We start from the raw sequence: 268 nt of genomic DNA on the forward strand, positions 1-268 counted from the left end.
ACATTTGCGAACCTGGTTCAACAGGCTATTCACTTGTCCAGTCGGTCAAGCTTGTGGCTTATCTCCTCAGCTTGCAGAACGTGAGAATCTTAGGAAACCTATGCGTTGTTCTGATGAAACGTTCAACGGAACCACACCTCTCTCATGCACCGCCTGATTATAATATGTGTTAGAATACCAATTCCTATTCATCTTAGGGATTGGTATATAAATCCAATAATGAATTGTGAACAGATTATTTCGGCTGTACCCGTCGTTTGTTTAACCA

The sequence above is a fragment of the Peribacillus sp. NPDC056705 genome, from assembly GCF_043656335.1.